Consider the following 21,584-nt stretch of genomic DNA (forward strand, 5'->3'; position numbering starts at 1 on the left):
CCATCAGTGACCGTAGGGATCGGCCGCGTCGCGCAGGCCATCGCCGAGGAAGTTGAAGGCCAGGATGGCGACCACCACCGGGATGACCGGGATCATCAGCCAGGGCGAAAGCGCCACGGCCTGGACGTTCTGCGCCTGCTGCAACAACACGCCCCAACTGATCGCCGGCGGCCGCAGGCCGAGACCGAGAAAGCTGAGGGCCGTTTCGCTGATGATCATCACGGGCAGCGCCAGCGTCACCGCCGCGATGATGTGGCTCAGGAAGGACGGCACCATGTGCCTGAAGATGATGCGGAGCTTGCTGGCGCCGATCAGTTCAGCGGCAACGATGAAATCCTCCTCGCGCAGCGCCATGAAGCGACCGCGCACCACGCGCGCCAGGTCGGTCCAGCCGATCAGCGAGATGATGATGGTCAGCGCGAAATAGACCTGCAGCACGCTCCAGTCGCGCGGCATGGCGGCAGCCAGCCCCATCCAGAGCGGGATCACCGGTACAGACCGAACCACTTCGATCAGGCGCTGGATCAGCATGTCGACGGTGCCGCCGAGCAGTCCCGACAATCCCCCCAGCAGCACGCCGAGCACCAGGCTGAGGCTGACGCCGATGAGGCCGATGGTCATCGAGACGCTTGTCGCCACCATGAGGCGGGACCAGAGATCGCGACCCTGCTCATCGGTGCCGAGCAGATGAATGACCTCTGCCGCGTTGCCGTCGGCAACGCCGACCAGGTGGATATTCGCCGGAATGATGCCGAACAGCCGATACTCGAAGCCGTGGGCAAAGAACCTCACCGGCACCTTGAGTTCGGGATTCGGCGCATAGACCAGCTTGAAGGTCATGGGGTCGCGAATGCGTTCGAAACCGATGACATGCGGATTCCAGCCCGTCTCATCGAAGAGATGGATCGGCTGTGGTGGGATGAGCGCCCTGTAGGCCTCCGACGCGCTCGGATCGGCATAGGCGAGAAAGCCCGAAAAGGCGGCGACCAGGTAGAAGGCGGCCACGACAAACAGGCTGATCATCGCCAGGTAGTGACGCTGGAAACGCCACCACATCAGCTGCCATTGGGTCGCGATGTAGACGGCCTGATGATCGGCCGGCTCGTTACGAGCGGTCAGGTCGCTCATGCGATTCTCCGGAAGCGAAGGCGGGGCTCGACCCACATCAAAAGCAGGTCCGAGAGGAAGGTGCCGATGACGGTCAGCACGCCGAGCAGCAGGATGATCGCGCCCGCGAGGTACATATCCTGTGACAGCAAGGCGCCCAGCAGCAGCGGCCCGACGGTGGGAAGTGCGAGAACCAGCGACACGATGATGCTGCCGGACACCACGGTGGGCAGCAGGTAGCCGATGGTGCTGACCAACGGATTGAGCGACGCACGCAGCGGATACTTCAGGATCACGTGGCTGCGTTTGAGCCCCTTGGCCTCGGCGGTCACCACATAGGGCTTGCGCAGTTCGTCGAGCAGGTTGGCTCGCATGACGCGCATCTGCGCGGCCATGCCGGAGGTGCCCAGGATAACGGCCGGGAGCCAGAGATGGGCAAGCAGATCCCAGGCCTTGGCAAGGCTCCACGGTGCGCGCTGGAACTCGGGGGAGAACAGCCCGCCCAGGTGCACACCGAACAACTCGTAGCCGAAGTAAAGGAAGACCAGCGCCAAGAGGAAGTCGGGGATGGCGAGGCCGAGAAAGCCCACGAAGGTGAAGACGTTGTCGCCCAGCGAGTACTGACGGACGGCGGAATAGATGCCGACCGGGATGGCTACGGCCCAGGCGAACAGGATCGCCGACAGCGAGACGATAATGGTCAGCAGCATACGCTCGCCGAGGAGATCGGCCACCGGCCGCTGCCACTCCATGGAGACGCCGAAATCGCCGCGCAGCACGCGGGTGATCCACTTGAAGTATTGCACCCAGACCGGATCATCGAGGCCATACTGGGCCCGAAGCGCCTCGGCTTCCTGAGCCGAAACAGCCGTGCCGGAATTCATCAATTGCTGGACGTAGGACGTGACGTAGTCGCCAGGTGGCAGCTGGATGATGACGAAGGACAACATGCTGACGATCCATATCGTCACCAATGCCGTGAACAGTTTTCTGGCAATGAAATCGGTCATCCAGGCCTCCCAGAAGGTTGCCGGCGCGGTGCCAATAGACACCGCGCCGGCGGTGCGTCAGTTCTTCCAGAAGAAGGTTTCGGGGCGCGAGATGCCCGGCGTCATCGCGTCGGTGTTGTTGAGCTGCCGGCTGGGTACGTTGCCCAGGTCGGTCTTGGCGACACGGACGCCCATGACTGCGGGAGCAAGTCCGATGACACCGATGCTCCAGGCCTCCTCGGCCATGGTTGCCCAGATCTTCTTGCCCACCGCGATGCGGTCCTCAGGGTTGGGAAGCGACGGGGCATCGCGCCAGGCCACCATGACATCCTTCATCTCGGCCGAGGGCTCGACGCCGGACGCTCCATTGGTGGCGAACCACTCGCCCCAGCGCGGCGCCATGAAACTGTCCGCGGCGGCGGGGAACAGGTTGAAGGGCGAGGAGTAGATGCGCTCAGAATTGCCGTTGTCCCACAGCGACATCATGTTCTCGTTGGCGGCATTGCGCGTGCCGTAGAGCGTGCGATCCATCTGCTGAACCACCGCATCGATTCCGATCTTCGCCCAGTGCTGGCGGATCATCTCGCCGATCGCCGGATAGTCCACGAACGAACCGGTAACCGCGGCGATTTCGATGGTCAGGCGCTTGCCGTCGGGGCGCAGGCGGAAGCCGTCATCGTCCTTGCTGGTGAGCCCGATTTCGTCGAGCAGCGCATTGGCCTGTTCGGGATCCGTGACGGCCCAGAGCTGCCGATACTCAGCGCCAGGACTGTACGCATTGTCCTCGGCTGGAACGATCGAACCCGGCGTGCCGATGCCGAGGAAGAACGTCTCGTTGATCTGGTCACGATCGATGCCCAGACCCAGCGCGTGGCGAAACGACTTGTTGGCGATGAGTTCGGCCACCACCGGATCGGCGTCATACGACATATTGAACGATGCCATGACATTGGCACCCGAGGCCGCAGGATCGAGGTAGAGCTTATAGGAGCCGCGCTCCTGGTTCTCGATGAAGAGCGGCAGCTTGTTGACAGACAGGTGGCGGGCCTGGAAGTCGATCTCGCCGGCAATAGCCTTGAGGTTGATCGCCTCGATGTCGCTGATGAGCGTATTCACGACTTCATCGACATAGGGCAACTGGTTGCCGTCGGTGTCGACTGCGTAATAGTAGGGGTTGCGCTCGAGCACCCAGACGTCCTGATTGGCAGCCGTGGACGATTTCCACGGCGTGACCACCGGCAGGTCCGGATTGAGCGTGCCGTTATTGCGCTCCGAGAACAGCAGCGGCCAGTTGTCGAACCCGGACTCTGCCACGAGCTTGTCCAGGTCAGCTTTCTCGACAAAATCGGGATGAAACTGCTTGAGGTAATGGGCCGGAGCGAAGCCACCGCCGCCCATTGCCTGACCCCAGCCCCAGTGGCTCGAAATCACTGTCCAGCCGGCAAGTGCTTCTGGGAAGAGGAAGTTGGCCTGCGGCAGCGTGTAGCGCACCGTGACCTCATCGACCTTTTCGACCGTGCCGAGCTGACCGGCGATGGAGATTATCGCAACCTGCGACTTACCCATTTCGGGGTGCTTGACCATGTGCTCGTACCAGAAGACGAAATCGTCAGCGGTGAAGGGATGGCCATCTGACCACTTCATCCCCTTGCGCAGGTGCAGCGTCCATACCTTGCCGTCTTCCGAACCCTCGATCGACTTGGCGATGTTGGGCGTGACCTCGCTCTGATCGGGATTGAAGAACAGGATCGGGTCGCGGTTGTAGCGCCGAGCCTGGGCGCCGTCGCCCGGCCCGGTGAACGCGCGGCGGATGGGCTTTGAACTGTAGACGCCGCTCGCCTGCAGGGGCTTGACCACCAGAATGTCTTCCAGGACCGGCAGACGATCGGCGAGGGGCGGCAGTTCGCCCTTGGCGACCAGTGCGTCAAGGCTCGGCGCCTGCTGGAACTGCTTTGGGAATGCAGACACGTCTGTGACCGTCGATGGCCCCTCGATGGTGCCAATATAAGCGTCCTGCGCCACGGCGACGGTCGACGTCCCGGCCCCGATCAGGACCGCCAGAGTTGCCGCCAGTAGCGGCCGGCGCAGCAACCCAGCTGAACGCGCCATGCGTTTCGTCATCCGCATTGTTTCCTCCCAACCTGCGTTTGATCGGCGCGAACCTATGCGGCACGAAAACTCATGTAAAGAATAAAATATAATTTATTCGGCGGATGGACGGCTTGGTGGCAGGTGAGCTATCAGTGCGCATCGGGACTGAGAGGTGCGCCGTGCTGGTTCGCGCAAAGGCAGATCTAGGCAAGCTGGTCGGCGAGCCGGGGGAAACCCTCCAGGGCACGCTGCACCGCACCCTGCTGGAAATGATCCTCTTCGGCTTCTTCCAGCGCGGAGCGAGGCTCTATCCGCAGCAATTGGCCGAGCAGTTCGAGGTCAGCCTCACCCCGGTGCGGGAAGCACTGATGCGGCTGGCCACCGAAGGCTACATCGAAGCCATCCCGCGCCGTGGCTTCCACGTGAAGGTGCCAACTCCCAAGCAGATCGTGGATCTCTGGCAAGCGCGTCTGGGACTGGAGCTGACCGCCGGAGAACTTCTCATCAACCGGCTCGTCGCCGGCGAAATTACCGAGGATGACCTGGCGCCGGTTCTCGCCACACAGTCGGAACTGGAGCGGGATGGCGCGAACATGACGCACAACCGCCATACCCAGCTTAACGGCGATTTCCATCAGCAACTGGTGACGCTCAGCGGCAACGCCCTGATCTGCTCGATCTACGATGGCATCCAGTTGCAGCTGCTCGGAGCCTGGGTGGCCAATGGCCTGGAATCATGGCGCGACCGCCTCAAGCATGAGGGACGCGACCACCTCAACCTTATCAAGGCCATTCGCAAGCGCGACCACGACCTCTATGCCCGAACGCTGCGCGAACACATCGGCCGCTCCCTCGACGGCGCCCTGTCCGACCTGCGCCAGCAGAAAGTGGAGTTGCCGGCCGAGTGACGCTCCGGGCCAGAAACGGCCCCCAGCCGACGGCCGGCTCGCGCCAGAAGCGGACCTGACTCGACACCGCAAGGCGCAGCAGCGCTGCCCATACGAGGACTAAGGGTGGGTGAGCCGCCCAGCGGCGACGTCGCGGGCCAGCGCAACAAAGGCCTGGAAGGCCGCCGAAGAATTGCGTCGATTGTAGTAGTAGAGGCATAGGGGCGCGAGCGGCGGCGTCCAGTCTTCGAGAACGCGCACGAGCCGTCCCGCAGCGATATCTTCCCTGACATCGCTGTCCATGAAGTACCCGACGCCCACGCCGTTTGCCGCCGCGAACCGCGTGAGTGAGGCTTCATCCAGCGTGATCGGTCCTTCCACGTCGAGCTGCAGTTTCTCGCCGTCCTTCTCGAACCGCCATCGCAGCAGTGCGCCATCGGGAAGCCGCCCGCGTACGCAGGGGAGTGCGAGCAGGTCCTGCGGCACGCGGGGGATAGGGTGATTCTGGAAGAAGCCAGGAGATGCGGCAACCACTATGTTTCGCGTCTGTCCCAGTGGTATGGCGATTGCGTCACTGGGCACAAGATCCGCGCTGCGCACGCCCAGATCGAAGCCCGCCGCTACGACGTCGACGAGCCGCCCCTCGGTCACGATATCGATGTGAACCTGGGGATAGCGCTGCAGATAGCCCAAGACCAAAGGCGACATGATCTCGCGCGCTGCTGTAGCGAAGGCGTTGATCCGCAAGGTTCCGGACGGCGTCTCCTGTTGAGAGCGCGCAGTATTCATGGCTTCTTGGATGCCTTCGAGCGCCGGCTTGATCTGAGCGACGAAGATTCGCCCGGCATGGGTAAGCGAGACGCTGCGGGTGGTGCGATTGAAAATTCGCACGTCAAGTTCCCGCTCGAGCTTGCCCACGGCGTTGCTGATGGCCGTGGTCGACATCCCAAGTTCCAGCGCCGCTGCCCGAAACGAGCCGCAGCGGACGATGGCCAGAACCGCCTCAAGTTCGATCAGCGAATGACGAGACATTATCCCGATTACCGTGACACGCTATGCCGCTTTGTCTCGATTATCAGGGCAACAGTCCATCACTAAGTTAGCGTCATCACCACCACGGAGATGACTAATGTCACTGCACTTGGCCAAGCCGATCGCGGACTTTATCGAGGCAAATGCTCGTCTCGATCTCGACGGCATGTTGACGCCCTTTTTGCCGGACGCCGTCTTCATCGACAACGGCAAGCACTTCGAGGGGCAGGCGGCAATCCGCCATTTGTTCGAGCAAGAGGTGATCCCGGTGAGGGCGATCTTCACGCCTGAAACGGTTCGCGACGAAGACGGCCATGTCGTACTCGAAGGTCCCGCTCACGGCGACTTCACGGGCAGCCCGATCCGCTTCACCTATCGCTTCACACTGGTGAACGACGCGATCAAGACCCTGGAGACTACGGTATGAGTGTCCTGGCAGATCCTAGCGAGTTCGCCGGCCAGCGCGTGCTCGTCAGTGGTGGCACGAAGGGTCTCGGCCGCGCCACGGTCAAGCGCTTTGTTGCCGGCGGAGCCAGCGTCATTACAGCCGCCCGCACGATCAAGGATCCTGTCGAAGGCGTCGAATATGTCCAAGCGGACCTGACCACTGCGGAGGGCAGCGATGCGCTGACCAAGGCGGCACTTGAGCGACTGGGTGGTATCGACATTCTCGCCCACGTCCTCGGTGGCTCGGCGTCACCTGCGGGTGGTTTCGCCGCTCTGACGGATGACCACTGGCTCGCAGAACTGAACCTGAACCTGTTGGCGACCGTTCGGCTCGACCGCCTGCTGATCCCGACGATGCTTGAGCGGGGCAAGGGCACTGTGGTGCATATCACCTCGATCCAGTCAGTTCTGCCGCTGCCTGAATCCACGACGGGCTACGCCGCCGCGAAGGCCGCGCTCAGAACCTACAGCAAGTCGATTTCGAAAGAGCTCGGCCCCAAGGGCGTGCGGATCAATTCGGTCTCGCCAGGCTGGATCATGACAGAAGCAACCGCAGACTTTCTCGAAATTCTTAGGGCTGCAAATGGCGGCACGGTAGAGGAGGCGCGCCAGTCGGTCCTCGATGCCTTAGGCGGGATTTCAATTGGACGCGGCGCCGAGCCCGAAGAGGTGGCCGACCTCATCGCCTACCTCGCGTCTGCTCGTGCTGCCGCAATCCATGGCGCGGAATTTGTCATCGATGGCGGCACCATCAGGACCGTCTAGGAAAGGGGTATCTATTGGAGCCGGAGATTGCGATGAACCAAGGTAGCGCAACTCTATCGCAAGACCCGCAATCTGAGGGCAGTCCAGTTGCTGCTGGGTCACGCGAAGATCCAGACCACGGTGCGCTACCTCGGCGTTGAAGTGGACGACGCGCTCGGCTGGCAAGCAGATCGAACTCTAGCAATTGGCTCGAACCAAGGGTCGGTTTCGCGCCAAAAGCTGTCATTGACCAATGAACTTAGCGCAAGCGTTGCTGCTCGCTGCAACCCTCCGCTCAAACTGCATGGCCGACCCACCCCCTGAAGCTCATGCCAGCAAAGAACAGGCTGATCTGTTCGAACCCCGCGTCGGCCAGCATCGCTTCGTCCTCGTCGGGCGACAGGATGGTCAGCCTCGTGCCGATCGCCTCCCGCGCAGCAGCGAGGAGGGTCGGATTTGTGCCGGACGGTGCGCCATAAGCCGCGTGTCGGGCGATCCATTGCGACCTCTCGGGCTCGGTCTGCGGAAAACTGATGTGCATGAGCAGCAAAGGCGCCCCGGGCCTCAGGCGCTGCCGAAGCCCCGAAAGAATGCGCGCCCGCTCCGCGCGGTCGATGAAATGAAAGACCAGCAGGCAGGTCGCGCCGTCGAACTGGCCTTTCGGGGCAGCTTCGATGCCACCTTGGTGGAGGTGAACCCGATCGGCATGCGATCCCACCGTTTCCGCTGCCAGCGCAAGCATATCCGCCGAAGGATCGACCCCGTCGAATGTCCAACCGGGTTGCGCATCCGCAAGCGCCTTCAGTTCCATGCCACCACCTGCGCCCAGCACAAGAACACGTCCCTCTGGTGGCACCCGCTCGGCAAGCAGCATCTCGATCATGCGATGCAGGCTCGCAAAGCCCGGCACTTGCCGGGGAGGCCCATCCAGATAGCCTCGGCCATGTCCGGCGAAAGTGTTCTTCATCGCATCGTCCTCTGCTTGTGGTGGGCGAGGGACAGACTGCCCATCGCCCTGACATGGTTAGGCCAGCGCTTCCTGCGGACGCGGCCCGCGCAGCAGCACGAAGACCAGCAGCAGAGCCATAACGACGACGCCCGCCCACATCGCCTGCTGCCATGCCTCGATGAAGGCTTCGCGTGCCGAGCGCAGCAGTGCTGCCGACGTCGGATCGCTTGCCAGATCCAGTGCACCGGCAATGCCCTTGCTGACCTCCGCCGCTACATCGGCGGGCACGCCCGCGAGACGCCCCGCAATGGCACTCCCGTAGCCCGCGGTAAACATGGCGCCCAGCAGCGCCACGCCCAGCGATGTTCCGAACTCGCGCGTGACATCGTTGAGCGCCGAGGCGACGCCCTGCCGGTCGCGCGGCAGCGAGGAGGTGATCGCCTCGGTGGATGGCGCCATCGACAATCCCATCCCGAGCCCCATGGCGATCATTCCGGGCAGCACGCCCATATAGCCTGCATCGACTGATACCAGCGTCGACATCAGCGCCAGCCCGCTGCCGCCGAGCAGCATGCCCAGCGCCATGGTCAGCCGCTGCCCGATCCGCCTCGACAATTGTGCCGCAAGGGCAGACGACGCCATCATCAGGACGGCCATCGGCATCAGCCCGAGCGTCGCCATCAGGCCCGACCAGCCCAGAACCGCCTGGAAGAACGGGAACAGCACGACGAACACGCCGGCCTGCACGCCGAACCACACCAGCAGCGTCACAGATCCGCTCGTCAGACTGCGCTTGGCGAAAAGGCGGATATCCAGCAGGGGCGCCGGGTGCCGCAGTTCCCAAACGGCAAAGCCGATGCTTGCCGCCACGCCCGCGACGAGGCCGGCCAGCGTGACCGGCGCAGTCCAGCCCACCACAGGTCCCTTATGCAAGAAGAGGATCAGCCCGACCACGGCAACCGCCGCCAGCACCGCGCCGCCCAGGTCGAACCTGTGCGCCGAATGCTCGCGCGAGTTGGGGATGGCCCGCAGTGAGAGTAGGGCAGCTACGATCACCAGCACCACCGGCAACACGAACAGCCAGCGCCAGTCGAGCACATCCACCAAGAGTGCCGACAGAAACATGCCGAGGATGCCACCACCACCGGCAACACCGGTCCAGATGCCGATCGCCTTCGACCTTTCCTCTGCCGGAAAGGCCGAGGTGATCACCGACAACGTCACCGGCATGATCATGGCAGCGCCGACCCCGGCCAGCAGCCGCGCGCCGAGCATCACCGGCACCGAGCCGGCCAGCCCTGACGCCACATTTGCAACGCCGAACAGCACCAGCCCGACCAGCAGCACGGGCTTCCGCCCCCAGCGGTCTCCCACTGCCCCGAGCGGCAGCAGCAGCGCCGCCAGCGTAATGGCGTAGATATTGATAATCCACAGCACGTCGCCCTGTGAGCCATCGAGGGCAAGCGCCATCTGCGGCTGCGCGACATTGAGGCCGGACACGGCGGCAATCACCGCCATGAGCGCAATACAGACGGCCAGCATGATCGCGCGGCGCCGCTTTGGATCGTCGATGATCGGGTCGGCGGGCGGGCCGCCCTGACCCATGGGATTGAGGGTAGACATCGCAGCTCCTTTTCTCGTATCTTTTGCAGATACGAGACATTGGAGGCGACGTCAACCACTGTGATGGCGGAGCAGATATAGGCGAATGCGGGAGACTGGGATGAACAAGGACACGCGTCTGTCGGGCGTTCTGCATGTGCTGCTACACCTCGGCCAGGTCTCGGTTCCCCTGACCTCCGAGGTGCTCGCCAACACCATGGGCACCAATCCGCCCGTGTTCCGCCGCACCATGGCGGGCCTGCGCGAAGCCGGCTACGTGACGTCCGAAAAGGGCCATGGCGGCGGCTGGCTGCTGGCGCGGCCCCTGAGCGAGATCACGCTGCACGACGTCTATGTTGCGCTCGACCGCCCCGGCCTCTTCGCAATTGCCAGCCGCAACGAGGACACCGCCTGCAAGGTCGAACGCGCCGTCAACCACGCCTTGTCCGACACCATGGCCAAGGCCGAGGCGCTATTCATCGACACCTTCCGCGGCATCACCCTGGACAAGCTCATGCCCGAGACCGCACAGGGCCTCGGCGTCCACTGCAAGCCGATCCCTGCAGCTTGAGGCCAGCCCTCGCCTAGCCCCTCGCCAGCTCCACATAGGCCCGGCACATGGCCAGCAGCTCCACTTGCAGCGCATCGATCGCCGCTTGCGACAGGTTGCGCTCGAAGGCGTTGCGGATCGTCCCGAAGATCACGGTGACCAGCGCCAGGTTGACCATCCGCACGTCACCGAACGTTGCATCGGGCGCACTCCCCAGCATGGCCGTCGTCGCGGCATCCACGCGCCGGGCGAAGGCCTCGACCAGGGCTTCGTTGTCCATCTCGACCACCGAGCGATACAGCGCCCGCGTCACATCCGCCCGCTCGGTCTTGGCCCGCCAGTAGGTCTCGATCAGCGCGGCGAGCATGTCCGCCACCGGTCGCCCTGTCTGCGCCCGGCAGGTCGCCTCGACCTTGCCCGCCAGCACCTCGAGATAGCGCTCGTTCAGCGCATAGATCAGCGACTGCTTGTGTGGAAAGTACTGGTACATCGTCCCCACCGAGACGCCGGCCCGGTCCGCCACTCGTGTCGTGGTCAACGCCCGCATTCCGTCCGCCAGCAAAACCTGAAGGGCCGCCTCGAAAATCGCGTCCAGCGTCGCGGCCGATCGCGCCTGACGCGGCTTTTTCCGGGGAGTCAGAGTGGCGGGTGCAGCGACGGCCATATGCGAATTCTCAAACTGAAGGATGCTTCACATATTACTGCCATTCCCTGTTCTGGAAAGGATCATGCATGGAAAACATGCGCATTGCCCTCGTCACCGGCGCCAACAAGGGGATCGGCCTCGAGATCGCCCGCCAGCTCGCCGAGGCCGGCGTCACCGTCATCATCGGCTCGCGCGATGCCGGCCGTGGCGAAGCGGCGGTTGCCGATCTCGCGGAGCAGGGCCTCGCCGCGACTGCCGTGCAGCTCGACGTCACCGATGGAGCCAGCATCGCCGCCGCGGCTGCCGCCATCGAAGCCAGCCACGGCCGGCTCGATATCCTTCTCAACAATGCCGGCATTTTTGACTTCACCGACGCAGCCCCGAGCAGCGCTTCCATCTCAGCGGTCCGCAAGGTGCTGGAGACCAACTTCATCGGCGCACTCGCCGTCACCCAGGCCATGCTACCGCTGCTGCGCAAGTCGCCGGCCGGGCGCATAGTGAACCTTTCGAGTTCGCTCGGTTCGCTGAGCGTAAATTCCGACCCGACCTCGCCCTATTTCGCGCAGCGATACATCGGCTACAACACCTCAAAAGCGGCGCTCAACATGCTGACCATCCAGCTCACCGAGGAGCTGCGCGATACCAGCATCGTCGTCAATTCCGTCAGTCCCGGCTTCGTTAAGACCGACCTCACCGGCTATGGGGTGATGACACCAGCGCAAGGCGCTCGCCTCCCCGTGCAGCATGCGCTCGGCGGTGCCGACAACGGACGGTTCGTCGAACCCGATGGATACACGCCGTGGTGAATGCACGGTTGGATCGTCGGCTACCGGAAGCAGACGATAGCTCTCTGCTCCAATGACCGAATTGGGCCAGAAGGGGACTCGCCCCGCCCAAGATCGATTGTGCCTAGGAGGTCGGCATTCCCAGGCACTCGACTATTTCAACCCGATCTCCCGGGAACACGTTGAAGTGCGGATGCTTGCTGAAAAGTGCTGCCGCAGCCTCAATGGAGTCGGCTTCCACGATGACGTAGCCGGTCAATTGGTTCGTGGCGTCACGCATCCCATTGCTATCAACTGCTTTGGTTCGACCAAGCGGGCCACCGGGGTCGACGATGGAGCTCGAGTTGTCGGCCGCCCATCGACCCCACGCGGCCATACCTTGTTGCTCGGTCGCTGGATCGAGGGGTTGGGCTTTTTCCGCTTCGCTGGCGGTACCAATGTAGACTGCCAGAAACTTTGCCATTCCTCGTCCTCCTGAATGCAGAGCATGATCGTTCAGCCGGGATCGCCACTCACGCCCCAAGGTAAGATTCAGTCCTTGCTCTTAGTGCTCTCCGCCCTCTTCTTGGCGCCGCCCGGCCAGCATACCGGACAAGGGCCGGGACCACGGTATTTGTGACCTCGACTGCAGGTCTTCCAACCATTGGTCGATTTGCCTTCATTGGCCATAGCTAAATACCTCCACCCACTCCAAAATTCATGAGCGTGGCCTTAGTTCCTCCCACCGGTCGCACACTACGGGCGGGGTGACCGCTTCGGGCCAATAGCTGTCGCTGGTGTCCGCATAGCGCCAGAAGTGGACGCTGCGATCTGGAGGAATATACCCCGGGATTTGAGGCGGTGGCTGGCGAACAAATGGCTTTCCTCGGACAGCCGCTGCTGTCGCGATCTGGCTGAAGCAAACCATCGATCTGGAACGACACTGGCTTCCCCGCGTTCGCGCTTAAGCACAAGTGGGAGATCAGTGATGGCAAATGGCATCGTCAGCCAGATCGGGACGTGGTTGATCATGGCCCTTGCCGTGGTCGTGGCGTTGGCAGGACTGGCGCTTGCTGGGGGCGGCATCTACCTCATCGTGCTCGGCGGCTCGTGGTACTACACACCGGCGGGGGTGGCGCTGCTCGCCACCGCCTGGTTCCTGTTTAGGCGGTCGCGCCTCGCCGTCTGGATTTACCTTGCGCTTTTTGCTGTTACGGTCGGCTGGGCAATGTGGGAATCCGGCTTCAATGGCTGGGCGCAGATCCCGCGTGTCCTCACGCCCTTCGTCTTGCTGCTGCTCATCCTCGCCTGCCTGCCGGGCCTCCGCAGTGGGCCGCGCCTCGACCGCCGCGTCGCCTCGGCTGGTCTCGCCGGCTTTGCCGGGCTCATCATCGCGGGCGCCGTGCTCAGCGACGTCGACCATCCGCTCCGTGCGCAGGAGAACACCCCTGTCCCGCCTGCAGATGTTCCGAACATTGCAGCCCCGGTGCCCGCGAGTGTCTCGACGCCTGAGGTCGGCGCCGATTGGCCAGCTTATGGCGGCAGCCACTTGGCCACCCGTTACTCGCCGCTCAACCAGATCACGCGCGACAACGTGGGTCAGTTGCAAAAGGTGTGGGAGTTCCGGACCGGCGACCTGCCCGAGGACGATGAGCCCTTTGGCAACCAGAACACGCCTGTAAAGGTTGGCGATCGGCTGTTCGTCTGCTCGGCGCTCAACAAGATCTCCGCGCTGGACGCGGCCACCGGTGCCGAGTTCTGGACCTACGATCCGGTCGTCTCCCCCGATAATGTCGGCTACAACGCCTCGTGCCGCGGGCTGGTCTATTTCGACAACCCTGCCGCCGACCGGACCGAGCTGTGCGCGACTCGCACGGTCAATCTGACCCACGATGCGCGCATGATCGCCCTCGACACGGAAACGGGCCAGCTCTGCCCCGATTTCGGCAATGGCGGCATCGTCAACCTGTTCGAGGGCATTGGCGACACGGCGCCGGGTTTTTACGCCCCCACCTCGCCGCCCACGCTGGTGCGCGATGTGCTCGTGGTCGGCAGCCAGGTCAGCGACGGGCAGACCCGCGAGGCGCCCTCCGGCGTGATCCGGGGCTACAATGCCGTCACTGGCGAACTCGAATGGGCCTGGGACATGGGCCGTCCCGACGAGAAGGGCCTGCCGCCCGAAGGCGAGATCTATACCCCCGGGACTCCAAATTCCTGGACCATCGCCTCAGGCGATGACGAGCTTGGCCTGGTCTACATCCCGATGGGCAATTCCGCCGTCGACTATTGGGGCGGCGATCGCTCCGAGGCCGAAAACACGTACTCGACCGCCATCGTCGCGCTCGATGTCGAGACCGGCGATGTGCGTTGGCACTACCAGACCGTCCACTACGACATCTGGGACTACGATCTGGGCGGACAGGGCGCGCTGGTGGACTTCCCCACCCCGGACGGTCCGGTGCCGGCCATCATCATGCCGTCCAAGCAGGCACAGTTCTACATCCTCAACCGCGCAACGGGTGAGCCGCTGGTCGCCATCGAAGAGCGTCCGGCGCCGCAGGGCGGAGTCGAGCCCGACCGGCTGTCGCCGACGCAGCCCTACGTCACCGACTTTCCTAACCTGCTCAAGCCCGACCTGACCGAAGCCAGTATGTGGGGCATAACCCCGCTCGACCAGCTCTGGTGCCGCATCCAGTTCCGCGAAGCCAGCTACCAGGGGGTGTATACCCCACCGACGCTGGATCGGCCCTGGATCCAGTTTCCCGGCTACAATGGCGGGGTCGACTGGGGTGGCGTCGCGGTCGATCCGCAAAAGAACATCATGATCGCCAACTACAACAACATGCCCAATTACAACCAGCTGCTGCCGCGCGAGGAAGTGGATGAAATGGGCATCCTGCCGATCACTGATGTGAACTACAATCCGGAAGCCGGTGGCGGTTCGCATGGCAGCATCAGCCCACAGGCCCAGTCGCCATACGGTATCCGGGTCAACGCCGGCTGGCGGGTACCTCTGACCGGCATGCTGTGCAAAGAGCCGCCCTATGGCGGGATCGCCGCAATCGACCTCGCGACGCGCGAGGTGCTGTGGGATCGCCCGTTCGGCTCGGCCCGCAAGAACGGCCCGTTCGGCATTCCCTCCATGCTTCCGCTGACGATCGGCACCCCCAATAACGGTGGCGGCGTGATCACGGCCTCTGGCCTCTTCTTCATCGCCGCCGCAACCGACGACCTGTTGCGCGCCATCGATATCGCGACAGGCGAGGAAGTCTGGAGCGTCGAGCTCCCCGCGGGCGGTCAGGCGACGCCGATGACCTATGAGGCTGAGGGCCGGCAGATTGTCGTCATCAACGCCGGTGGCCACGACTTCATGGAAACCCCGATCGGCGACTACTTCATCGCGTACGCTTTGCCACAGTGAGGCTCAGCGGCCGTAATGGGCCGCGAGCGCCAAAATCTCCTCGTCGCCCAACGGCCCAGCCTCCGCCTGCGGGTGCCTGCCGAGGGCCTGCGCCATGATCTCGGCGCGATGGCCGCCACGGCTGGTGCCATGCTCGTTGAAGAGGTGCAACTGTCGCTCCAGATAGTCCCGATCCTGTCCGGCGAGGCGCGGATACTCCGGTCGGCCTGTCCCATGGCAGGAATCGCAGGCGGCGATGTCGCGCTCGGGAATGCCCTTTTCGGCGATGCCGGCGCCGCGGCCGCCGGACCCCGGCGACTCCGCCTGGACCAGCTTGCCGTAATAGGATGACAGTTCGGCTATCTCGGCGTCGGTCAGCCGACGCGCGACCGCGATCATCGTGCCGCTGGCGCGCGTCCCCTGGCGAAATGCCCCAAGCGCGTCGGCGATATAGTCCGGTGACTGGATGTCGAGGCGCGGGCCTGCACCACCCTCGCCGTTCTCTCCGTGGCAGGAGGCGCAGCCGCTGAGCGCGAGGCCGGCCAGCTCCGCATATTCCTCCGTCGTCATCCGGGGCATGGCCTTGAGGAAGGCAACCATGTCCCATACTTCATCGTCGCGCAGCTGGCTGGGCCAGGCCGGCATGGCTGTGTGCTTGATGCCGTGCTTGACGGTCCAGAATATCCGGGCATCCGGATGCCATTGATCCATCTGTTCGACGAGCCTGGGCGGCCTTGCCCGGATGCTGTCGGCGAACGCCTCGGGCGGCCCCGCCGGGCTGCCGTGACAGGCAGCGCACACCATCTCGTAGTGCCCGGCGGCCCGCCTTATCGCCGCAGGGTCATCGAGGTCATCCGGCGTCGCGAGCGTCGCCGACTGCAGTGTGATGGATTGCTGTGCGGCGGTGCTGAGATACCAGTCGGTGATCGCCCAGAGCCTGTTACTGGCCGCAAAATCGATGATCCCGGTCAGCGGCACGATGGCCGCTGCCAGCACTCCGCCAATCGCACCGACGATGAACGGCCGATATTTCATCATGCCGGGGCTCGTCTCAGCACCCGCCCGAGCAGAATGAGTCCGCCGATGAGGTAGACCGCCCCGCCGATCGCCAGCATCACCACACCGCCCAGCTGCTGGTCGGCGAGCGGCGACAGGCCGAGCCAGCTTTCGGCATGGCCCCCGTGGTGGCCGGCATAGAGCGGACGCGGCGCGAGGCCCAGCAGCGCACCGAGCAGCGTCATGTGCATGGAGGTAAAGAACAGCGCCATTGCGCCCCCGAGCGCCGCGTTGCCCAGGCCACGGCCAGAAAGTGCCACCAGCCAGACCAGCAGCGACACGCCGAAAAAGCTCGCCTGCTCAAGCATGAGCGCCAGTGGCATGCTGCGCGAAGCGTGGTGCAGCGCCGGCGCGTGCCAACCCCAGACGACGAGAAAATCGAGCAGGCTGACGGCAATCGGCAGCGCCAGGGCCGAGGTGATGGCGAGCCGCGGGGCCAGCGCCACGGCCAGCAGTGGCGCGGCTGTGCCCACCACCAGCATATGCAGAGTCATATGCGCGGCAAAGCTCCGCGGCACGAGGCCGGGCAACGGCCCCGCCCAGGCGAAAAGCAGCACCGCGAGCCCGGCGAGTCCTGTCAGCCGCGCGCTCATCGGCAACTCGTCAGGTAGAGCATGGGGATGGCGACATACAGCACAGCCACCGCCGACAATACGCAGAGCATCAAAGCCACATGGCTGAGGAAGCGGTGGCGCTCCTCGGCCGTGTTGTGCTCGAACTCGAAATCGTCGTCGGTGAGGCTGCGCCCCCGCACTTTCCAAAGTCTCAGGGTGGAAAGGCCGATCAACGCCAGCGCCACCATGGTGGCTGCGACGATCACCCAGGTTGCCATGTCGAGGGCAGCATCCCGCCCGAGTTTTTCGCAGTAGATGGCGGCGAAGACGTAGCAGAACAGGAAGTGCACGGCCCATACGCCCGGCGCAAAGATGACGCGCCACAGGTCGGTGCCCGTGCCTGTCTCGCGCGTTACCTCATCTGTCACTTTGCCGGTCATGCGAGTAGCGGAAACCCTCCGATCACCAGTGAAGTGAGCAACGCCTGAAATCCGGCGAAGTGCCAGTAGAGCGTCACGTTCCAGAGGTCGGCGTCATGCTGCGGCGTCATCTTGCCGAACATCGACCGCGCCACGCAGTAACCCTGCATCACCATGCCCACCATCAGGTGCGCCACGGTCCAAACCACCAGCGCCCATACGATCGCAGGGTAGGAGTTGGTGGTCGGGTCCAGCCCTGTCGTCACCGGTCCAGCGACCAGCGCCAAAACGCTGGCGCCGGCGGCCGCCAGTCCGCCGCCGAGCAGCCAGCGCGCGAGCACGACCCGCCCGGCCCGGTTGCCGAAGCGCGCAAGGAGCGTCGTCGCCCATGCCACGAGCGCCAGCACGGCTGAGACTGCCGGCCACTGCCATCCGGGCCCGTCGACTCCTTCGGGAGGAAATTGCGGGTGCACGGTCCAGAAGAAGAAATAGCCGAAAATCAGCGACAGGAAGGCCGTGAGGTCGCCGGTCATGGTGATGAACATCGCCCACCAGCCGGTGGAGCGGACACCAGAAACGTAGAGGGGCAGTTCCAGCCCGCCGCCCACGTCCTTGCCGGACTTTTCCGGGATGATCGCCGTACCGGTCCACAGCCAGCGCAGGAGCGCGGCGAGAAACACCACGCCGCCAGCCGCCGTGGGAATCCAGAGCTTGTAGGTCGAAAAGATGAACACCGCACCGAGCCCGAATGCGGCGATCATCGGCAACCAGGTGGGTTTGCCCACCCGCAGCACCTGCACAGGTTGCGCATCGAGCACCGAGGTGACCAGTGTCTCGCGCTTGCCCTCTCTCGCGTTGGCGAGAAAGCCGCGCCCTTCGTCCATGGCCGGTACGAATTCCTTGTCGTCCCAGAGCGGATAGCGGCTGTTCACTACCGGGATCGAGCGCATGCCGTAGCTGGGCACCGGCACCGGCGTTGCCCATTCGAGCGTGCCCGCATTCCACACGTTGCGGGCCACGTTGGGCTCCCGGCGCTTGGGCCGCACGCAGTCCCATGCAAAGACCAGAAAACCCGCCGCGAACACGAAGGCGCCCACGGTCGAGATGAGGTTGAGCCATTCGAGCCCAAGCCCCGCCGGATAGGTGAAGACTCGGCGTGGCATTCCCAATAGGCCCGTGAGGTGCATGGGCAGGAAGGCCACGTTGAAGCCGAGGAACATCAGCCAGAACGACCAGATGCCCAGCTTCCGCGAGAGCTGTTTGCCGCGCGAGAACGGGTAGTAGTAGTGCACCCCCGCCATCACCGGAAACAACATGCCGCCGATCAGCACGTAGTGGAGATGAGCCACGATGAAATAGGTATCGTGCGCCTGGAAATCGAACGGCGCGACCGCCACCATCACACCGGTCAGACCCCCGATGATGAAGATGGCGAGCGCGCCGATGCAGTAGAGCATCGGCACCGAGCGAACCACCGTGCCCAGCATCACCGTGGCGATGAAGGCAAAGATCTGGATGCCGGTGGGGATCGCCACGGCCTCGGACGCCGCCGAAAAGAATCCGAGCGAGATCGATGGCAGACCGGTGGTGAACATGTGATGCACCCAGAGCCCGAAGCTCAGGAAGCCTGTCCCCAGCGCGGACAGCACGATCCATGAGTAGCCGGCAATCGGCCGCTGCGCGAAGGTCGGCACAATCATCGCCAGCAGCGCAATGGCAGGCAGGAAGATGATGTAGACCTCGGGGTGACCGAAGATCCAGAACAGGTGCTGCCAGAGGATCGGGTCGCCGCCCCGCGTCACGTCGAAGAACGGCCAGTCCAGCAGGCGTTCGAGCTCAAACAGCAGGTCGCCGGCAATCAGCGGCGGGAAGGCGAAGAGGATCATCGCTCCAACGATCAGCACGTACCAGCTGTAGAGGGGCGCAAGGTTGATATGCATGCCCGGCGCCCGGCACTTCAGCACGCCCACGATCAGCTCCACCGCCGCAGCGATCGACGCCACCTCGATGAAGCTGAGGCCCAGAAGCCAGATATCCGCCCCGATTCCCGACTGCTCGGTGGAAAGCGGCGGATACATGAACCAGCCGGCATCTGGGGCCTGCCCGAAGAAGATCGAACTCGAAACGAACACCCCGCCGATGAGGAAGCACCAGTAGCCGAAGGCCGACAGCCGCGGGAAAGGCAGGTCGCGCGCGCCCAGCATGGCTGGCAGGATGAGGATTGCCACCGCCTCGAAGATCGGGACGGCGAAGAGGAACATCATCACCGTGCCGTGGAGGGTGAAGAGTTGGTTGAAGGTCTCTGCCGGGACGAGATCGTTCTCCGGCACTGCCAGTTGCAGTCGGATGATCAGCGCCAGCGCCCCGGCGAACAGCATAAAGGCGAAGGCCGTGGCGATGTACCAGAGCCCGACGGTCGAGTTGTTGACGTCTGAGAGTGCGCGCCAGCCCTTTGGCTGCGCCCACACTTGCTCCAGTTGCCTCGTCTCCGCCGTCTTCTCCTCCGGGGTCATCTGAGCTCCATCAGGTAGTCCGCAATGGCGGCACGTTCGGCTTCGGGCAGCGACTGGAAGGAAGGCATGGCGGCGCCAGGTTTGATGTGAGCCGGTGCAGTGATCCACGCGATCAGGTTCTCGCGGGTGTTCCTGAGGGTGCCCGCCCCTATGGTGCTGCGGCTGCCGAAATGGGTGAGGTCGGGCCCCACCGCGCCCGCCTCGCTCACGCCACGCACCACATGACAACCACCGCAGCCGGCGCTGAGGAAGGCGTCGCTGCGGACGCTTGCCGGCTGGCGCTGCTGCTCCGTCCACTGTTCGAAGCCACCTTCCTCATGCACCACCACGGGAAAGGCCATCAATGCATGTGAGGGACCGCAGAACTCGGCGCAGACCCCACGGTACGTGCCGGGCTTGGTAGGCGTCAGCCGCAACTGGTTGGTGCGGCCGGGAATGGCATCCATCTTGCCGCCGAGCGCCGGGATCCAGAACGAGTGGATCACATCCGTGCTCGAGAGCACGAACTCTACCGTGGCGCCGTTGGGAAGGTGCAACTCGTTTGCCGTCTCGATCAGACTGCCATCGGCCTGCTCATAGCCGAGCCGCCACCAGAACTGCTCGGCCCGCACGTGTACTCGCAGGTCCGGCGTCTCGGCCGAAGTCCAGCTCGGCAGCAGCGACAGCCCGAAGACGAGGAGAATCGCAAGGCCGACAGTGGGGAAGGCAACGCCACCTCCAAGGATCAGACGGTCGGCGAAGCGTTCGCTCTTCGGCCGCTTCCGCCCCAGGACGGCATAGATCGCTGCGCCCATGACGATGGACCACACGACCACCGCGGCGGCGAACATGAACCAAGCCAGCGCCGAGAGTTCGCCGGCGTCCTGCCCAGCTGGATGTAGCGCACTCTGCTCGAATGAACAGCCGGCCACGAGCAGACTCGTCACCGCTACATAGGTCAGCGTTATAGTGCGGTGGAAACTGCCCGGCACCTTGCCCCCAACCGTGTCCTTGTATCGGGAACGCGGAGAGGCCCGTCGAGTTGCAGTGCTGAACCAGAGCAGGAGTGCAAAATGGCCGACCGCGTTGCCCCGAAGGGCTACTCTCTCGCTCAGATCGTTCTCCACTGGACCATTGCGGCGCTGGTAGTGGTCCAACTGCTGGTCAACGAGGATATCCAGGACGCTTTCAAGGATCGTACCGACGGCGAGCCGTTCGAAGGTGAAACCGGGGCCCTGGTCCACATAACCGTCGGCCTCACAATCCTCGGGCTTGCGGCCCTGCGCCTCATCATCCGTTTCACCCGCGGCGTCCCGGAACCGCACGACACCAATCCAGTGGTGGTCAACTGGCTCGGACACGGCGCGCATGTCCTGCTTTACGCGTTTCTTCTCGCCATGCCGCTGACCGGCGCTATCGCCTGGTTCACCGGGATCGAACTCTCCGCCGAGCTACACGAGCTCGGCCGCCTCATCCTCATCCCCCTCATTCTTCTCCACGCCCTCGGCGCCCTCGCGGAGCACTATGTGTTCCGCACGAACTCGCTCGCTCGCATACTGAAGTCGGAGCCGCCGCAAACCTAACAGTCGCCTTCTCGCGCTGGCTCCTCGGAGGCGTCGGCGCGCGAGGCGGCGGAACTGGTCGACCGAGCGGTGGCGGGATACGACCGGTTGGGGCCGCTCGCCGGGTTCGATTCAAGCGCAACATTGACGTGCGAGGGGTCGGCGACCACCTGGAGGGTCAGCGTCCTGGCCGAGCAGATCGCCGCGCGCGACGCTCCCCCTGCAGCTGAAGCCCGTGCATCGAGCGTCCCCTTCGGCCAAAACAGACCAACTGCCCCTCCGCCACCGAGTGA

At 64.0% G+C, this 21,584-nt stretch carries 20 protein-coding genes and 1 pseudogene; 8 read left to right on the forward strand and 13 right to left on the reverse strand.

Translation table 11 applies throughout. The annotated features are described in order from the left end of the window. Positions 1-3: 3 nt before the first annotated feature. From VGV07_RS02960 to VGV07_RS02970, 3 genes are read right to left on the reverse strand one after another with little or no spacing between them, the layout of a single operon-like run. Positions 4-1,128, reverse strand: coding sequence for an ABC transporter permease (locus VGV07_RS02960; RefSeq protein WP_326867202.1), 1,125 nt, complete (start codon positions 1,126-1,128; stop codon positions 4-6). Beyond that, complete coding sequence (locus VGV07_RS02965) at positions 1,125-2,117, reverse strand: ABC transporter permease (RefSeq protein ID WP_326867203.1); 993 nt, start codon at positions 2,115-2,117, stop codon at positions 1,125-1,127. The genes VGV07_RS02960 and VGV07_RS02965 overlap by 4 nt, the downstream gene beginning before the upstream one ends. A 57-nt stretch (positions 2,118-2,174) precedes the next feature. Further along, positions 2,175-4,223 carry an ABC transporter substrate-binding protein gene (locus tag VGV07_RS02970; RefSeq protein ID WP_326867204.1) on the reverse strand — a complete coding sequence of 683 codons (2,049 nt, stop codon included), beginning with the start codon at positions 4,221-4,223 and terminating at the stop codon, positions 2,175-2,177. A gap of 143 nt (positions 4,224-4,366) precedes the next feature. Between VGV07_RS02970 and VGV07_RS02975 the strand changes: the two genes are divergently transcribed. Beyond that, a complete protein-coding gene (locus VGV07_RS02975; protein WP_326867205.1) occupies positions 4,367-5,095 on the forward strand; it encodes a GntR family transcriptional regulator in 729 nt (242 codons plus the stop codon). 99 nt (positions 5,096-5,194) lie between these two features. Here the strand turns inward: VGV07_RS02975 and VGV07_RS02980 are convergent, their stop codons facing one another. Then, the gene (locus VGV07_RS02980; protein ID WP_326867206.1) at positions 5,195-6,106 is read right to left on the reverse strand and encodes a LysR family transcriptional regulator; all 912 of its coding nucleotides are present in this window, start codon (positions 6,104-6,106) and stop codon (positions 5,195-5,197) included. Positions 6,107-6,203: 97 nt separating this feature from the next. On the opposite strand from VGV07_RS02980, the gene VGV07_RS02985 reads away from it, so the two are divergent. From VGV07_RS02985 to VGV07_RS02995, 3 genes and pseudogenes are all read left to right on the forward strand, one after another. Next, positions 6,204-6,533 carry a nuclear transport factor 2 family protein gene (locus VGV07_RS02985; protein ID WP_326867207.1) on the forward strand — a complete coding sequence of 110 codons (330 nt, stop codon included), beginning with the start codon at positions 6,204-6,206 and terminating at the stop codon, positions 6,531-6,533. Next, positions 6,530-7,318 (forward strand): SDR family oxidoreductase, encoded by a 789-nt coding sequence (locus VGV07_RS02990; RefSeq protein WP_326867208.1) that lies wholly within the window; start codon positions 6,530-6,532, stop codon positions 7,316-7,318. The genes VGV07_RS02985 and VGV07_RS02990 overlap by 4 nt, the downstream gene beginning before the upstream one ends. A 36-nt stretch (positions 7,319-7,354) precedes the next feature. Next, positions 7,355-7,474 (forward strand): annotated as a pseudogene (locus VGV07_RS02995) (integrase); the annotation flags it as partial. Between the two features lie 118 nt (positions 7,475-7,592). Here VGV07_RS02995 and VGV07_RS03000 read toward each other — a convergent pair. Both VGV07_RS03000 and VGV07_RS03005 read right to left on the reverse strand, forming a co-directional pair. Beyond that, positions 7,593-8,264, reverse strand: coding sequence for a class I SAM-dependent methyltransferase (locus VGV07_RS03000; RefSeq protein WP_326867209.1), 672 nt, complete (start codon positions 8,262-8,264; stop codon positions 7,593-7,595). 57 nt (positions 8,265-8,321) lie between these two features. Beyond that, on the reverse strand, positions 8,322-9,869 hold the full coding sequence (locus VGV07_RS03005) for an MFS transporter (protein WP_326867210.1): 1,548 nt from the start codon (positions 9,867-9,869) through the stop codon (positions 8,322-8,324). 100 nt (positions 9,870-9,969) lie between these two features. Here VGV07_RS03005 and VGV07_RS03010 point away from each other — a divergent pair, with 100 nt between their 5' ends. Then, on the forward strand, positions 9,970-10,419 hold the full coding sequence (locus tag VGV07_RS03010) for an Rrf2 family transcriptional regulator (protein ID WP_326867211.1): 450 nt from the start codon (positions 9,970-9,972) through the stop codon (positions 10,417-10,419). A gap of 13 nt (positions 10,420-10,432) precedes the next feature. Here VGV07_RS03010 and VGV07_RS03015 read toward each other — a convergent pair whose 3' ends face one another. Beyond that, the gene (locus tag VGV07_RS03015) at positions 10,433-11,062 is read right to left on the reverse strand and encodes a TetR/AcrR family transcriptional regulator (RefSeq protein ID WP_326867212.1); all 630 of its coding nucleotides are present in this window, start codon (positions 11,060-11,062) and stop codon (positions 10,433-10,435) included. Between the two features lie 68 nt (positions 11,063-11,130). Here VGV07_RS03015 and VGV07_RS03020 point away from each other — a divergent pair, with 68 nt between their 5' ends. Continuing rightward, entirely contained in the window at positions 11,131-11,850 is a 720-nt protein-coding gene (locus VGV07_RS03020; RefSeq protein WP_326867213.1) for an SDR family NAD(P)-dependent oxidoreductase, read from the forward strand. 103 nt (positions 11,851-11,953) lie between these two features. On the opposite strand, the gene VGV07_RS03025 is transcribed toward VGV07_RS03020, so the two are convergent. After that, a complete protein-coding gene (locus VGV07_RS03025) occupies positions 11,954-12,292 on the reverse strand; it encodes a hypothetical protein (RefSeq protein ID WP_326867214.1) in 339 nt (112 codons plus the stop codon). Between the two features lie 504 nt (positions 12,293-12,796). Here VGV07_RS03025 and VGV07_RS03030 point away from each other — a divergent pair. Further along, positions 12,797-15,229, forward strand: coding sequence for a membrane-bound PQQ-dependent dehydrogenase, glucose/quinate/shikimate family (locus VGV07_RS03030; RefSeq protein WP_326867215.1), 2,433 nt, complete (start codon positions 12,797-12,799; stop codon positions 15,227-15,229). A 3-nt stretch (positions 15,230-15,232) separates the two neighbouring features. On the opposite strand, the gene VGV07_RS03035 is transcribed toward VGV07_RS03030, so the two are convergent. From VGV07_RS03035 to coxB, 5 genes are read right to left on the reverse strand one after another with little or no spacing between them, the layout of a single operon-like run. Continuing rightward, on the reverse strand, positions 15,233-16,246 hold the full coding sequence (locus tag VGV07_RS03035; protein WP_326867216.1) for a c-type cytochrome: 1,014 nt from the start codon (positions 16,244-16,246) through the stop codon (positions 15,233-15,235). Then, positions 16,243-16,857 (reverse strand): cytochrome c oxidase assembly protein, encoded by a 615-nt coding sequence (locus VGV07_RS03040; protein ID WP_326867217.1) that lies wholly within the window; start codon positions 16,855-16,857, stop codon positions 16,243-16,245. The genes VGV07_RS03035 and VGV07_RS03040 overlap by 4 nt, the downstream gene beginning before the upstream one ends. Next, positions 16,854-17,258 carry a hypothetical protein gene (locus VGV07_RS03045; protein ID WP_326867218.1) on the reverse strand — a complete coding sequence of 135 codons (405 nt, stop codon included), beginning with the start codon at positions 17,256-17,258 and terminating at the stop codon, positions 16,854-16,856. Before VGV07_RS03045 ends, VGV07_RS03040 begins: the two co-directional genes overlap by 4 nt. Then, entirely contained in the window at positions 17,255-19,750 is a 2,496-nt protein-coding gene (ctaD, locus tag VGV07_RS03050; RefSeq protein ID WP_326867219.1) for a cytochrome c oxidase subunit I, read from the reverse strand. Before ctaD ends, VGV07_RS03045 begins: the two co-directional genes overlap by 4 nt. Next, positions 19,747-20,661 carry a cytochrome c oxidase subunit II gene (coxB, locus tag VGV07_RS03055; RefSeq protein WP_326867220.1) on the reverse strand — a complete coding sequence of 305 codons (915 nt, stop codon included), beginning with the start codon at positions 20,659-20,661 and terminating at the stop codon, positions 19,747-19,749. Before coxB ends, ctaD begins: the two co-directional genes overlap by 4 nt. A 141-nt stretch (positions 20,662-20,802) precedes the next feature. Between coxB and VGV07_RS03060 the strand changes: the two genes are divergently transcribed. Beyond that, a complete protein-coding gene (locus VGV07_RS03060; protein WP_326867221.1) occupies positions 20,803-21,312 on the forward strand; it encodes a cytochrome b in 510 nt (169 codons plus the stop codon). The last annotated feature ends 272 nt before the right edge of the window (positions 21,313-21,584 follow it).

It is taken from the genome of Devosia sp., assembly GCF_035944845.1.
GTDB lineage: Bacteria > Pseudomonadota > Alphaproteobacteria > Rhizobiales > Devosiaceae > Devosia_A.

What these genes read in the sequence shown, in the direction of transcription:
- VGV07_RS03000 (WP_326867209.1), bottom strand. Translation starts at nt 8,264, where the DNA reads ATGAAGAACACTTTCGCCGGACATGGCCGAGGCTATCTGGATGGGCCT.
- VGV07_RS03010 (WP_326867211.1), top strand. Translation starts at nt 9,970, where the DNA reads ATGAACAAGGACACGCGTCTGTCGGGCGTTCTGCATGTGCTGCTACAC.
- ctaD (WP_326867219.1), bottom strand. Translation starts at nt 19,750, where the DNA reads ATGACCCCGGAGGAGAAGACGGCGGAGACGAGGCAACTGGAGCAAGTG.
- VGV07_RS03025 (WP_326867214.1), bottom strand. Translation starts at nt 12,292, where the DNA reads ATGGCAAAGTTTCTGGCAGTCTACATTGGTACCGCCAGCGAAGCGGAA.
- VGV07_RS03030 (WP_326867215.1), top strand. Translation starts at nt 12,797, where the DNA reads ATGGCAAATGGCATCGTCAGCCAGATCGGGACGTGGTTGATCATGGCC.
- VGV07_RS02990 (WP_326867208.1), top strand. Translation starts at nt 6,530, where the DNA reads ATGAGTGTCCTGGCAGATCCTAGCGAGTTCGCCGGCCAGCGCGTGCTC.
- VGV07_RS03035 (WP_326867216.1), bottom strand. Translation starts at nt 16,246, where the DNA reads ATGATGAAATATCGGCCGTTCATCGTCGGTGCGATTGGCGGAGTGCTG.
- VGV07_RS03045 (WP_326867218.1), bottom strand. Translation starts at nt 17,258, where the DNA reads ATGACCGGCAAAGTGACAGATGAGGTAACGCGCGAGACAGGCACGGGC.
- VGV07_RS03020 (WP_326867213.1), top strand. Translation starts at nt 11,131, where the DNA reads ATGGAAAACATGCGCATTGCCCTCGTCACCGGCGCCAACAAGGGGATC.
- VGV07_RS03005 (WP_326867210.1), bottom strand. Translation starts at nt 9,869, where the DNA reads ATGTCTACCCTCAATCCCATGGGTCAGGGCGGCCCGCCCGCCGACCCG.
- VGV07_RS03040 (WP_326867217.1), bottom strand. Translation starts at nt 16,857, where the DNA reads ATGAGCGCGCGGCTGACAGGACTCGCCGGGCTCGCGGTGCTGCTTTTC.
- VGV07_RS03015 (WP_326867212.1), bottom strand. Translation starts at nt 11,062, where the DNA reads ATGGCCGTCGCTGCACCCGCCACTCTGACTCCCCGGAAAAAGCCGCGT.
- VGV07_RS02985 (WP_326867207.1), top strand. Translation starts at nt 6,204, where the DNA reads ATGTCACTGCACTTGGCCAAGCCGATCGCGGACTTTATCGAGGCAAAT.
- VGV07_RS02960 (WP_326867202.1), bottom strand. Translation starts at nt 1,128, where the DNA reads ATGAGCGACCTGACCGCTCGTAACGAGCCGGCCGATCATCAGGCCGTC.
- VGV07_RS03060 (WP_326867221.1), top strand. Translation starts at nt 20,803, where the DNA reads ATGGCCGACCGCGTTGCCCCGAAGGGCTACTCTCTCGCTCAGATCGTT.
- VGV07_RS02965 (WP_326867203.1), bottom strand. Translation starts at nt 2,117, where the DNA reads ATGACCGATTTCATTGCCAGAAAACTGTTCACGGCATTGGTGACGATA.
- VGV07_RS02970 (WP_326867204.1), bottom strand. Translation starts at nt 4,223, where the DNA reads ATGCGGATGACGAAACGCATGGCGCGTTCAGCTGGGTTGCTGCGCCGG.
- VGV07_RS02980 (WP_326867206.1), bottom strand. Translation starts at nt 6,106, where the DNA reads ATGTCTCGTCATTCGCTGATCGAACTTGAGGCGGTTCTGGCCATCGTC.